This is a genomic window from Cereibacter sphaeroides 2.4.1 (genome assembly GCF_000012905.2).
In the GTDB taxonomy this organism is placed as follows: domain Bacteria; phylum Pseudomonadota; class Alphaproteobacteria; order Rhodobacterales; family Rhodobacteraceae; genus Cereibacter_A; species Cereibacter_A sphaeroides.
In genome coordinates, this window is sequence record NC_007493.2 from 325936 (window position 1) to 339112 (window position 13177).

Here is a 13177-nt window from a genome sequence, read left to right on the forward strand (position 1 = left end):
GAACAGAGAAGCGCGATGATCAGCTCTCTCTTACAGGTGGCGCTTGGCGGCGCCCTCGGCGCCTCGGCGCGCTATCTGACCAATGTCGGCAGCATGCGCCTCTTCGGTCCGGCCTTCCCGGTCGGGACCATGATCGTCAATGTCGTGGGCTCGTTCCTGATGGGCGTGCTGGTGGTGGTGCTGGCCCACAAGGGCAACCGCTATGCGCCGTTCCTCATGACGGGGATGCTGGGCGGCTTCACCACCTTCTCGGCGTTTTCGCTGGATGCGGTCACGCTCTACGAGCGCGGGCAGGCGGGGCTGGCCGCGGCCTATGTGGGGCTTTCGGTGGGGCTGTCGCTCGCGGGGCTGATGGCGGGCATGGCGGCGGTTCGGGGATGGATGGCATGAGCAGCGTGCAGCTTCTGAAGGTGACGGCAGACGAGGGCGAGCAACGGCTCGACCGCTGGTTCAAGCGCCGCTTCCCGCATGTGACCCAAGGTGCCGTCGAGAAGATGTGCCGCACCGGGCAGGTGCGCGTCGACGGGGCGCGGGCCAAGGCCTCGGACCGCGTGGCCGAGGGCATGGAGATCCGTGTGCCGCCGCTGCCCGATCCGGATGCGCCGCGGCCGCAGGCCTCGCGGGTCACCAAGTCCGACGAGCAGATGATCCAGGACTGCGTGATCTACCGCGACAATGACATCATCGTGCTGAACAAGCCCGCGGGCCTACCCTCGCAGGGCGGATCGGGGCAGGGCGAACGGCATGTCGACGGGCTGACCGAGGCGCTGAAGTTCGGCTACAAGGAACGCCCGAAGCTGGTGCACCGCCTCGACAAGGACACGTCGGGCGTGCTGGTGCTGGCGCGCACCGACCGCGTGGCGCGGGCGCTCTCCGAGAGCTTCCGCCACCGCAATACGCGCAAGATCTACTGGGCGCTGGTGGCGGGCGTGCCCAGCCCGAAACAGGGCTCGATCAAATATGCGCTGATGAAGGCGCCGGGCCACGGACGCGGCGGCGAGGGCGAGAAGATGCTCTGCATCCATCCCGCCAAGGTGGGGGATTACCCCGAGGCGAAGCGCGCGCAGACCGACTTCTTCACCCTCTGGTTCCTCGGCAGCCGCTGCGCCTGGATGGCGCTCTCGCCGATCACGGGGCGCACGCACCAGCTGCGCGCCCATATGGCCGAACTCGGCCATCCGATCGTGGGCGACGGGAAATACGGCGGCTCGGGGCAGGAGAATCTCGGCGACGGCTGGGGGGCGCAGATCGGCGGCGAGATGAGCCGCAAGCTGCATCTCCATGCCCGCAGCCTCACCATCGAACATCCGATCAAGAAGGACCTCGTGACCTTCACCGCGCCGCTCCCCGGCCATATGGCCAAGACCTGGAAGCTGCTCGACTGGAAGGAAGGCGACGTGCCGGAAGATCCGTTCGGAGCCTTCTGATGGCGGGATGGGTTGCGAAACGGTTCTGGAAGGAGGCCAGCGTGGCCGAGGAGCCGGGCGGCTTCGCCGTGCTCCTCGACGGGCGCGGCGTGCGCACGCCGGCCAAGCGGCCGCTGATCCTGCCCACCTGTGCGCTGGCCGAGGCGGTCGCTTCCGAATGGCAGGCGCAGGAAGGCGAGGTGCGCCCCGAGACGATGCCCGTCACCCGCTCGGCCAATTCGGCGCTCGACAAGGTGGCGCCGCAGTTCGACGAGGTGACGGAGATGCTCGCGGCCTATGGCGGCACCGATCTCCTGTGCTATCGCGCCACGGCCCCCGAGGCGCTCGTCGCGCGGCAGGCCCGCGCCTGGGATCCCGTCCTCGCCTGGGCGGCCGAGAGGTTCGAGGCCCCGCTCGAGACCACCGCCGGCGTGATGCATCAGGCCCAGCCCGAGGCGAGCCTTACCCGCCTCGCGGAGCATGTCCGCAGCTTTTCTCCCTTTCAGGTTGCGGGCTTCCACGATCTCGTGGCCATCTCCGGATCGCTGATCCTGGGCCTCGGCGTGACCGAGGGGCACCTCCTTCCGGAGGAGGCCTGGGAGCTCTCGCGAGTGGACGAGTCCTGGCAGATCGAGCAGTGGGGCGCGGACGAGGAAGCGGCGGAAATCGAGGCGTTCCGGCGCACAGCCTTCCTGCAGGCGGCGCGATTCTACGCATTGTGCGGGTAACAATCCTCGGCCACCATCGGGGCATCCGTCGCAAAACCGCCTAATCGATTCGCAATCCCGTGATTTTGCTGCGTGAATGGACGCTTCTGCGGTTTGACTTGACGATGGAAACGGCTTCGGTCGACACTGGATGCCACTGTGAGGAAGGGTGTCCTCCACAAGAGATGTCCCCGCTCACCGGGGATCAAAGAACCGCCTCAGGGGCGGCAATCAGGAAGAGGTACGCATGACTAAATCCGTTTTTCTCGGCACGCTGACCGTGGCGGGCCTGGCTGCCGGCCTCGCGTCGGCGGCGACGCTCGACGATGTGAAGGCGCGTGGCGAGCTGAATTGCGGTGTCTCGACCGGTCTCACCGGTTTCTCGCTGCCCGATGCCAACGGCAACTGGACCGGGTTCGACGTCTCGCTGTGCCGGGCGGTGGCTGCGGCGGTGCTGGGCGACGGCACCAAGGTGAAGTTCGTGCCGACCACGGGCCAGACCCGCTTTACCGCCCTTGCCTCGGGCGAGGTTGACATGCTGGCGCGCAACTCCACCTGGACCTTCTCGCGCGACACCGACCTCAAGCTCGATTTCGTCGGCGTGAACTACTACGACGGTCAGGGCTTCATGGTGCGCAAGGACCTCGGCGTGACCTCGGCCAAGGAACTCGACGGCGCCACCGTCTGCATCCAGACCGGCACCACGACCGAGCTGAACCTCGCCGACTGGTTCAAGGTCAACAACCTGAGCTACACGCCCGTCGCGGTCGAGACCAACGCCGAGGGCGAGCAGCAATATGCCGCCGGCGCCTGCGATGCCTATACGACGGATGCCTCGGGCCTCGCCGCCACCCGCGCGGCCTTCGCCGACCCGGAAAACCACATCATCCTTCCCGAGATCATCTCGAAAGAGCCGCTCGGGCCGGCCGTGCGCCACGGCGACAACGAATGGGCCGACATCGTCCGCTGGACGCTGAACGCGCTGATCGCGGCCGAGGAATATGGCGTGACCTCCGCCAACATGGAGGAACTGGCCGCCAACTCGCCGAACCCCGAGATCCAGCGTCTGCTGGGCGTGCAGGGCGACCTCGGCAAGATGATCCGCCTCGACAACGACTGGGCCAAGCGCGCCATCGCCGTGGGCGGCAACTATGGCGAGATCTTCGCCGCCACCATCGGCGAGGCCACTCCGATCGGTCTTGCGCGCGGGCTGAACGCGCAATGGACCCAGGGCGGGCTGCTCTACGCCCCGCCGTTCCGCTGATGTGACGAGGGGCGCCCGGGCAATCGGGCGCCCCTTCAACAATCTCCCGCCGCAAGAGCGGGGCAACAACGATCGGACTGCGAGGGGCGCAACGACGCCATCCTGCCGGACCACCGGCCCCGCGATCCGTTCAATGGGGAAACACTGCATGGCCAACGTCGCGGATGCGCCGAAGGACTCCTTTCGGCTCAGCATGTTGCTATACGATACGCGCTATCGTTCTCTCACGATCCAGGTCTTCGTCTTCTTCCTGTTCATGGCCGGCGCCGCCTGGCTCGTGGACAATACGATGCGCAACCTCGAGGCGCTGGGGAAGGACTTCGACTTCGGCTTTCTCTGGAACCGCGCGGGCTACGACATCAGCCAGCGGCTGGTGGACTATACCAACGACAGCACCCATGGCCGGGCCATGCTGGTGGGGCTGCTCAACACGCTGCTGATCGCGTTGCTGGGCTGCATGGCGGCCACCGTGATCGGCGTCCTCGTGGGCGTGCTCCGGCTGTCGCGGAACTGGATCGTCGGGCGGCTGATGACCGTCTATGTCGAGGTCTTCCGCAACGTGCCGCTGCTCCTCTGGATCCTCCTGATCTATGCGGTCTTCAGCGAGGCCACGCCCGCGCCCAACGCCTTCCGCCCGAACCCCGAGACCGGGATCGCGGACCGCTCGATGTTCCTCGATGCGATCGCGGTCACGAACCGCTACACCGCCCTGCCGAACCCGGTCTTCAGCCGCGAGCTGGGCTGGCTCGATCTCGGCCTCTTCTACGTCAACATGGATGTGCTGGCGGTGATCGGGGCCATCATCGCGGGCTGGTTCATCAACCGCAGCGTCAAGGCGCGCGCCACCCGCATTCAGGAGGCCACGGGCGAGCGTCCGGCGACCTGGTGGTCGTCGCTGCTCCTGCTCGTCGGACTGCCGGTGGCGGTGCTGCTGGCGCTCGGCTTCCATCTCGAGTTCCCCGAGCTCCGCGGCTTCAACTTCGTCGGCGGCCTGAACGTCTCGAACTCCTTCATGGCGCTCTGGCTGGCGCTCTCGCTCTATACCGGTGCCTTCATCGCCGAGATCGTGCGGGGGGGCATCCTCGCCGTCTCGCGCGGCCAGTCCGAGGCGGCCTTTGCGCTCGGCCTGCGGCCGGGGCGGACGATGAACCTCGTGATCCTGCCGCAGGCGCTCCGGGTCATCATCCCGCCGCTCATCTCGCAATATCTGAACCTCACGAAGAACTCCTCGCTGGCCATCGCCGTGGGCTATCTCGACCTCCGCGGCACGCTGGGCGGCATCACGCTGAACCAGACCGGGCGCGAGCTCGAATGCGTGCTGCTGATGATGCTGATCTATCTTGCCATCAGCCTCGTCATTTCGGGGGTGATGAACGTCTACAACTCGGCCGTGAAGCTGAAGGAGCGCTGAGATGAGCGATACCCACGCCCAGACCGTGCCCTTCGTCCGCGAGACCATGCTGCCGCCGGTGGCCCCGCCTGCGAACGAGGCGGGCGTCGTCAGCTGGATGCGCCAGAACCTGTTCTCGGGGCCGCTCAACATCGCGCTGACGGTGCTCGGCCTCGTCGCCATCTACTATGTCCTCGAAGGCATCGTGCCGTGGCTCATGCGGTCGGTCTGGACGGCGGACACGCTCGCCCAGTGCCGCCAGATCATCACCGAGCGCTGGGGCGAGGGGGCCACCGGCGCCTGCTGGGCGGTGATCCGGGAACGCTGGCCGCAGTTCCTCTACGGCTTCTATCCGAACCACCTCTACTGGCGGCCGACGCTGACCTTCCTGCTGCTGTTCGTGGCGCTGGCGCCGATCCTGTTCGCGCAGGTGCCGCGCCAGATGCTGTGGTTCAGCCTTGCCTATCCGTTCCTCGCCTTCTGGCTGCTCTGGGGCGGCTCGATCTTCCTGCCGCTGGTGGCGGCGGCGGGCTTCCTGTTCGGCTGGCTGGCCTACAGGCTCGCCGCCCGGTTCGGCACCATCGCGGCAGTGGCAGCGGCGGCACTCGTCCCCGTGCTGTGGTGGCTTTTCCTCGCGGGCGACGTGTCCGACGATCTGGCGCGGCTCACCGGCCGCAGCTTCCCGCTCTGGCTCGAGGAGGTGCGCTCGGACAAGTTCGGCGGCTTCGTCCTCGCCGTCACCATCGGCGTCTCGGGCATCGCCCTCTCGCTTCCGCTGGGCATCATCCTCGCGCTCGGGCGGCGGTCGGACATGTTCCTCATCAAGGCGCTGTCGGTCTCGTTCATCGAGTTCATCCGCGGCGTGCCGCTCATCGCGCTGCTCTTCACCGCCTCGCTCCTGCTGAACTACTTCCTGCCGCCCGGCACCACCTTCGACATCATCCTGCGGGTCATCATCATGGTGACGCTCTTCGCCGCGGCCTATATCGCCGAGGTGATCCGGGGCGGGCTCGCCGCCCTGCCGCGCGGGCAGTACGAGGCGGCCGACGCCCTCGGGCTCGACTACTGGAAGGCGCAGCGGCTCATCATTCTGCCGCAGGCGCTGAAGATCTCGATCCCCGGCATCGTCTCGACCTTCATCGGCATGTTCAAGGACACCACGCTCGTCGTCTTCGTGGGCCTGCTCGATCCGCTGAAGGGCATCACCGACGCCGTGCGCGCCTCGACCGACTGGAAGGGCATCTACTGGGAGCCCTACATCTTCGTGGGCCTGATCTTCTTCGCCTTCAACTTCGCCATGTCGCGCTATTCGATGCATCTCGAGCGCCGGCTGAAGACCGACCATCGCTAAGGAACCGAACCCATGTCCGAAGCCATCGAACGCGCCATCGACCGCAGCCACATGCAGGTGAGCGACGAGGTCGCCATCCAGATCAGCCAGATGAACAAGTGGTACGGCAGTTTCCACGTCCTGCGCGACGTGAACATGACCGTCCACAAGGGCGAGCGGATCGTGATCTGCGGCCCCTCCGGCTCGGGGAAATCCACCCTGATCCGCTGCATCAACCGCCTCGAGGAGCACCAGTCCGGCCAGATCGTCGTGGACGGGATCGAGCTCACCTCGGACCTCAAGAACATCGACAAGGTGCGCTCCGAGGTCGGGATGGTGTTCCAGCACTTCAACCTCTTCCCGCATCTGACGATTCTGGAGAACTGCACCCTCGCGCCGATCTGGGTCCGCAAGACCCCGAAGAAGGAAGCCGAAGAGGTGGCGATGCACTACCTCAAGAAGGTCAAGATCCCCGAGCAGGCGCACAAATATCCGGGCCAGCTCTCGGGCGGGCAGCAGCAGCGGGTGGCGATCGCGCGCTCGCTCTGCATGAAACCCCGCATCATGCTCTTCGACGAGCCGACCTCGGCGCTCGACCCCGAGATGATCAAGGAGGTGCTCGACACGATGATCGAGCTGGCGGAAGAGGGGATGACCATGCTCTGCGTGACCCACGAGATGGGCTTCGCGCAGGCGGTGGCGAACCGGGTGATCTTCATGGACCAGGGCCAGATCGTCGAGCAGAACGAGCCGGGCGAGTTCTTCCGCAACCCGAAGTCGGAACGCACGAAGCTCTTCCTCAGCCAGATCCTCGGACACTGAGAGGGGCTTCTGCCGAATTCATGGGCGCCATCCGCAGGGGTGGCGCCTTTTTCGTGCCTCTGCCCCATTTTCGGGCAAACCCCGGCCGGAGAGACCCGCGCGCCTGCGACGGCGGGAGAGGTCTTGCGCGCGCCCGAGGTTGCTATCGTTCCGGTGAGACAAGCCGCCCGCCCGCGAGGAGGGACGGGCGTTCAGAAAGGGACAAGCACATGGCCAACATCACCTTCACCTCGCCGATCATGCACGGGCCCAAGACGGTCTATGCCGTGGCGGGCGACACCAAGACCATTCTCGCCGTCGCCGAGGAGCACCGGATCCCGATCCCGTTCGACTGCAAGGACGGCAACTGCGCGTCCTGCCTCATCGAAGTGACCTACGAGGAACCCTCGCTGCGCAAGGGCATCACGCTCACCGAGAAGGAGAAGGCCAAGCTGCGCGAGCTGGGCAAGATCACCGCACAGGAGATCCAGGATGCGGAGGTGCTCGACCTTCCGCCGCGCTACCGGCTGGCCTGCCAGTTCATCGCGCGCGACGAGAACGTGACGGTGGCCTTCTCCGGCGAGCCCGGCGGCGCCTGAGCCGGAGCGGCGCCCGGCCTGCCGCGCCTGCCTGCGGCGGGCCCACGGGCCTTGACAGGTGACCCGCGGCGCGGGATGAAACGGGATCTCCCCGGGCTTTTCCGGGCCGGGGCCGGGCCGAGGGCCATCACAGGCCGCCTTCGCCGCGGTACAAATGCCGGACATGACCGGCAGGAAAGCGCACGCGACGATGGCGTCGTCGCGCGGAGGTCCGCCTCCGGTGCTGGCGGGGGCAACCCCGTGTCCGTCCTGTACGCCGGGACTCCTGAGGGGTCCCGTTCAGCGGGCCCCAGTCGATGAGGTCCGAGATGGAACGTCCCGAAAACTACCGTTTCCACAATGGCGAGAAGGCCGCGCTGCCCTTCCCGCCCGAGGAATACGAGGCCCGGCTCGAGGGCCTGCGCGACCTGATGGAGCTGCATTCGCTCGACGCGGTCGTGCTGACCTCGATGCACAACGTGGCCTACTATTCCGGCTTCCTCTACCTGTCGTTCGGCCGCCCCTACGCCTGTGTGGTCACTCCCACCGACTGCGTCACGGTCAGTGCGGGCATCGATGCCGGTCAGCCCTGGCGGCGGAGCGTGGGCGACAACATCACCTACACCGACTGGCAGCGCGACAACTTCTGGCGGACGGTCGCGCAGGTCACCGGCACGGGCCGGGCCATCGGCTGCGAAGCGGACCATCTGACCATGGTGCAGGCCGAGAAGCTGAACGCCTTCCTTAGGCCCTCGCGCGGCATGGACATCGCCCCCGGCACGATGGCGCAGCGGATGCTGAAATCTCCCGCAGAGATCGCGCTCATCCGACACGGCGCGCAGGTGGCGGATGTGGGCGGTTACGCCATCCGCGACGCGATCCGCGAGGGCGCGACCGAGCTCGAGATCGCCATGGCGGGGCGCGACGCAATGGAGCGCGAGATCGCCGCCCGCTTCCCCGAGGCCGAATATCGCGACAGCTGGGTCTGGTTCCAGTCGGGCCCGAACACCGACGGTGCGCACAACCCGGTGACGAACCGGGCGCTCCGGCGCGGTGACATCCTCTCGCTCAACTGCTTTCCGATGATCTCGGGCTATTACACCGCGCTCGAACGCACGCTGTTTCTGGGCGAGGTGGACGATGCCAGCCTGAAGATCTGGGAGGCGAATGTCGCCGCCCATGAATATGGCATCTCGCTGCTTCAGCCGGGGGCCTCCTGTGCCGACGTGACGGCGAAGCTCAACGCCTTCCTCGAAGAGCGCGACCTCCTGCGCTACCGCACCTTCGGCTACGGCCATTCCTTCGGCCTGCTCTCGCACTACTACGGCCGCGAGGCGGGGCTGGAACTGCGCGAGGATATCGAGACGGTGCTCGAGCCCGGCATGGTGATCTCGATGGAGCCGATGCTGACGCTCGGCGCAGGCCAGCCCGGCGCGGGCGGCTACCGCGAGCACGACATCCTCGTCATCACCGAGAAGGGGCCCGAGAACATCACGGGCTATCCCTACGGCCCCGGCTTCAACGTGGTGGGCTGAGGGGGCTCTCGCCCGGGGCAGGGCGGGCCGCGCGCGCAGGCGGTGCGGTCCGCCTGCAAGCTCATGACCCATCGCAGGCTGCGGCGGGCCGGACCACAGGCGGCCTGCCGCGTCATGCCGTCATGTGCGCCGTCGATCTTGCCGCGTCGGCCTCCACGACGGCGGCAGTCCGAGCGTTGCAGAACCGTCATCCGTCCGTCATGCGGGCTTCATCCAAAGCGGCCATCCCTCGGCCGAACGACAAGAGGGATGCTCCATGTCCATGAAACTCGCCGGGATGACCTCGGCCCTTGCGCTGGCCGCGGCCGCGCCGGTGCTGGCAGAGACCAGCTTCAACCGCATCGCGACCTTCGCCACCACCGCCAACATGGCCGCGGGCGAGGACACGAGCCGCCCGACTTCGGCCGAGATCGTCTCGGTGTCCGAGGACGGACTGACGCTGATCTACACCGACAGCCCGCTGGGAGTGGTGGGCCTCATCGACATCACCGATCCCGAGGCGCCGAAGCCGCTCGGCACTATCGCCATGGGCGGAGAGCCCACCACGGCCGTGATCGCGGGTGCGCGCGCCTATGTCGCCGTCAATACCTCCGAGAGCTATACGGCGCCCTCGGGCAAGCTCGTGACCGTGGATCTCGAGAGCCGCAAGGAGGTGGCCTCCTGCGATCTCGGCGGCCAGCCCGACTCGGTCGCCAAGGCGCCGGACGGCTCGTTCCTCGCCATCGCCATCGAGAACGAGCGCGACGAGGAGGTGAACGACGGAGCCCTGCCGCAGATGCCCGCGGGATTCCTCGTGAAGCTGCCGCTGACCGAGGCGGGGGCCGACTGCGCGGCCCTCGAGCGGATCGATCTGACCGGCCTCGCCGCCATCGCGCCCGAGGATCCCGAGCCGGAGTTCGTCTCGGTCAACGAGGCCGGCGACATTGCCGTGACGCTGCAGGAGAACAACGAGGTGGTGATCGTCGCGGCCGACGGCACGATCAGCCATTTCCCGGCCGGCACGGTCGATCTCGACGGGATCGACACGAAGAAGGACGGCCGCCTCTCCTTCACCGACCGTCAGGAGGGCCGCCTGCGCGAGCCCGACGGGATCAAGTGGATCGGCACCGACCATCTCGCCACCGCCAACGAGGGCGACTGGAACGGCGGTGCGCGCGGCTGGACGATCTTCTCGCGCGACGGGCAGGTGGTCTGGGAGGCGGGCGCGAGCCTCGAGCGCGCCATCGCCGCCATCGGCCATTATCCCGAGCACCGGTCGAAGTCGAAGGGGGTCGAGGTGGAGTCGGTCGAGGTGGCGAGCTTCGGCGGCACGCCCCTCGCGTTCGTGGCCTCCGAGCGCGCCTCGGTGGTGGCGGTCTACGACCTGACCGATCCGTCGGCGCCGCGCCTCCTCCAGATCCTGCCTTCGGGCATCTCGCCGGAAGGCGTGGTGGCGATCCCCGGGCGCGACCTCCTCGTGACCGCGAACGAGGCCGACCTGCGCGAGGACGGCGGCGCGCCCGCCCATGTGATGATCTACCGGCGGGGCGAAGGCCCTGCGGCCTATCCCACCCTCACCTCCGAGGGCAGCGACCCGCTCATCGGCTGGGGCGCCCTGTCGGCGCTCGCCGCCGACGCCCGGACGCCGGGTCAGCTCTGGGCCGTCTCGGACAGCGTCTATTCGATGGCGCCCACGATCTACCGGATCGACGCGACCGCCACCCCCGCGCGCATCACGGAGGCGATCCCGGTCACGCGGATGGGCCAGCCCGCCCAGAAGCTCGACCTCGAAGGGATCGCGACCGATGGCGAGGGCGGCTTCTGGCTCGCCTCCGAGGGCAACAGTGCCAAGCTCGTGCCCCACGCGATCTACCATGTCGACGGCAAGGGCCGGATCGACGAGGAGATCCCGTTTCCGGCCGAGCTTCTGGCGGGCGAGACCCGCTTCGGCCTCGAGGGGATCGCGAAGGTGGGCGACGTGCTCTGGATGGCCGTGCAGCGCGAGTGGAAGGACGATCCGAAGGGGCAGGTGAAGCTTCTGGCCTACGACCTCGGAGATGAAAGCTGGGGCGCCGTGCGCTACCCGCTCGACGCGCCGGCGGAAGGTGCCTGGATGGGGCTGTCGGAGCTGACCGTCCACGGCGACTGGGCCTGGCTCATCGAGCGCGACAACCGGGTGGCCGACGCGGGGGCGGCGAAGCGTCTGACCCGCGTGGCCCTGTCGGACCTGAAGCCCGCGCCGCTCGGCTCGGAGCTGCCGCTGGTGAAGAAGGAGGTCGTCCGCGATCTGGTGCCCGATCTTCAGCGGCTGAACGGCTATGTCCCCGACAAGGTCGAAGGCTTCGCCATCGATGCGGCGGGCACGGGCTATTTCGTCACCGACAATGACGGCACCGACGATGCCTCGGGCGAGACCCTGTTCTGGAGCGTGGATCAGCTTCCGGAATGAACCTGACACGGCCCCCCGGTGCGCCGGGGGGCCACTTCCGGGACTGGCGGCGCGTGCGGGGATGCTCGCCCCTCCCGTCCCCTTCGGGGCAGACCTCGCCCGCCCGGCGCAGGTGGCGTGCCGGGGTCCGGCCCCGCGCTTCGCAGAAAGCGGGCCGCGTGGCCCCCGTTCTCCACCGAGCTGCTCCCCGCGCATCCGCCAGTTGAGTCGCACAAGCGTCACCTCCGACCATCGGGAGGGGCCGTCCCCGGGGAAGAAGGTCTCGCTTCGGGGCCGGAGCGCGCCTGTTTTCCCGCGCGAGGGCCGAAATTGGGTCGGAAGTGGACCCGACGGGCCACGGTTGCGGCCTTCCTGCGCCGGGGGACTTGACGGGATCGCGTGCGCCATGTCCGATCGATCGGATTTCCCGCCCCTCCAGATGGATTGATCGTGACCAGCCGCATTCTCTCATACGCGCTGATGGCGCTGCTACCGTTCCTCGCCGCCTGCGCGCAGGCGCCGGCCCCCGAGACGCCGAAGGAGCATCCGCTCTATCCCGGCATCCAGGATGGCGAGTTCTTCATCGAGCCGGTGCCCACGCGGTATCTGACGCCCGACACGGTGCGGCAGGAGGTGGCCTACAACGGCCCCGAGAAGCCGGGCACCATCGTCGTCGATACGTTCGCGCGGCGGCTCTATTATGTGACGGAAGAGGGCCGCGCCATGCGCTATGCCATCGCCGTCGGCCGGGCGGGCCTCGCCTTCCGCGGCAATGCCAAGGTGCAGCGCAAGCGCGAGTGGCCCTCATGGCAGCCCACGGCCAACATGATCCGCACCCAGCCCGAGATGTATGCGCCCTATGCGGCGGGCCTGCCCGGCGGGCTCCAGAACCCGCTCGGCGCGCGGGCGCTCTATCTCTACCGCGGCGGGCGGGACACGATGTTCCGCATTCATGGCACAGTGCAGAATGCCTCCATCGGGCACGCCACCTCGGCGGGCTGCATCCGGCTGTTCAACCAGGATGCGATCGACCTCTACGGTCGCGTGAACCTCGGCACCCCGGTCAAGGTCCGCACCGAGGCGGAGTCGCTCGCGCTCGAGGGGCAGTTCCACGACGACCGCTACGGCCGCATCGCGCCGGGCCCGGCCGAGCCGCTGACCGAGGAGGAGCGCATCCTTCTGTCGGGCGTGCCGGCCCAGACGCGCTGAGGCGCCGCTGCCGCGCGCGCCGGGCAGCCGGTGCGCGCAGACAGGTCAGAGACGGATGACGTAATCCTTGACCGTCGTCTCGATCACTTCCCAGGTGCCCTCGAAGCCGGGCCGGATGATCCAGCTGTCGCCCGCCCGCAGCGTCACCGCCTCGCCCGCGGCCGAGGTCAGGATCGAGTGTCCCTCGAGGATGCGGATATATTCCCATTCCTCGTAGCGCACGCGCCACTTGCCCGGCGTCGATTGCCAGATGCCGCAGAAGAGGCCGTCGCGCTCCTCGAGGTTCCAGGTCGTATGGACCGGATCGCCCGCGATCAGCCGGTCGGGGGCGGGGCGCTCGATCTCGGGGGCAACGGCCTCGCGGCTCAGGCGGATCAGGTGGCTCATGTCTCTCTCCTCGGGGGCAGGGGGCCAGCATCGGGGCCCCCGCAGAACAGTCAAGAGGAAGCGGCCGGGCAAGAAGCCACGTCCGCACGGACACTTGCCTTCTGGTCCTTCGCGCCGTTGGCCTTTATACCCGGTTCCGACGGTTCCTCTGGGGGAGAGCAGC

Annotated in this window: 12 protein-coding genes; 11 read left to right on the top strand and 1 reads right to left on the bottom strand. The window is 67.9% G+C overall.

The window, feature by feature from the left end; translation table 11 throughout:
• Positions 1–15: 15 nt before the first annotated feature.
• The 11 genes from crcB to RSP_RS01715 all read left to right on the top strand — a co-directional run bounded on the left by crcB (position 16) and on the right by RSP_RS01715 (position 12627).
• On the top strand, positions 16–390 hold the full coding sequence (gene crcB, locus RSP_RS01665) for a fluoride efflux transporter CrcB (RefSeq protein WP_009563665.1): 375 nt from the start codon (positions 16–18) through the stop codon (positions 388–390).
• A complete protein-coding gene (locus tag RSP_RS01670; protein ID WP_002722549.1) occupies positions 387–1427 on the top strand; it encodes an RluA family pseudouridine synthase in 1041 nt (346 codons plus the stop codon). Before crcB ends, RSP_RS01670 begins: the two co-directional genes overlap by 4 nt.
• Positions 1427–2134 (top strand): ATP12 family chaperone protein, encoded by a 708-nt coding sequence (locus RSP_RS01675; RefSeq protein WP_011336958.1) that lies wholly within the window; start codon positions 1427–1429, stop codon positions 2132–2134. The genes RSP_RS01670 and RSP_RS01675 overlap by 1 nt, the downstream gene beginning before the upstream one ends.
• Before the next feature lie 226 nt (positions 2135–2360).
• Positions 2361–3377, top strand: a complete 1017-nt coding sequence (locus RSP_RS01680; RefSeq protein ID WP_002722552.1) for an amino acid ABC transporter substrate-binding protein — start codon at positions 2361–2363, stop codon at positions 3375–3377.
• 148 nt (positions 3378–3525) lie between these two features.
• Positions 3526–4788 (top strand): amino acid ABC transporter permease, encoded by a 1263-nt coding sequence (locus RSP_RS01685; protein ID WP_002722555.1) that lies wholly within the window; start codon positions 3526–3528, stop codon positions 4786–4788.
• 1 nt (position 4789) lies between these two features.
• Positions 4790–6118, top strand: a complete 1329-nt coding sequence (locus RSP_RS01690; protein ID WP_011336959.1) for an amino acid ABC transporter permease — start codon at positions 4790–4792, stop codon at positions 6116–6118.
• Between the two features lie 12 nt (positions 6119–6130).
• Positions 6131–6919, top strand: coding sequence for an amino acid ABC transporter ATP-binding protein (locus RSP_RS01695; protein ID WP_002722560.1), 789 nt, complete (start codon positions 6131–6133; stop codon positions 6917–6919).
• A gap of 209 nt (positions 6920–7128) precedes the next feature.
• On the top strand, positions 7129–7497 hold the full coding sequence (locus RSP_RS01700; RefSeq protein WP_009563670.1) for a 2Fe-2S iron-sulfur cluster-binding protein: 369 nt from the start codon (positions 7129–7131) through the stop codon (positions 7495–7497).
• Between the two features lie 308 nt (positions 7498–7805).
• Entirely contained in the window at positions 7806–9011 is a 1206-nt protein-coding gene (locus RSP_RS01705; protein ID WP_011336960.1) for a M24 family metallopeptidase, read from the top strand.
• 256 nt (positions 9012–9267) lie between these two features.
• A complete protein-coding gene (locus RSP_RS01710; RefSeq protein ID WP_011336961.1) occupies positions 9268–11439 on the top strand; it encodes an esterase-like activity of phytase family protein in 2172 nt (723 codons plus the stop codon).
• Between the two features lie 378 nt (positions 11440–11817).
• A complete protein-coding gene (locus RSP_RS01715; protein ID WP_011336962.1) occupies positions 11818–12627 on the top strand; it encodes a L,D-transpeptidase in 810 nt (269 codons plus the stop codon).
• A gap of 45 nt (positions 12628–12672) precedes the next feature.
• Here RSP_RS01715 and RSP_RS01720 read toward each other — a convergent pair whose 3' ends face one another.
• A complete protein-coding gene (locus RSP_RS01720; protein ID WP_011336963.1) occupies positions 12673–13014 on the bottom strand; it encodes a cupin domain-containing protein in 342 nt (113 codons plus the stop codon).
• Between the last annotated feature and the right edge of the window lie 163 nt (positions 13015–13177).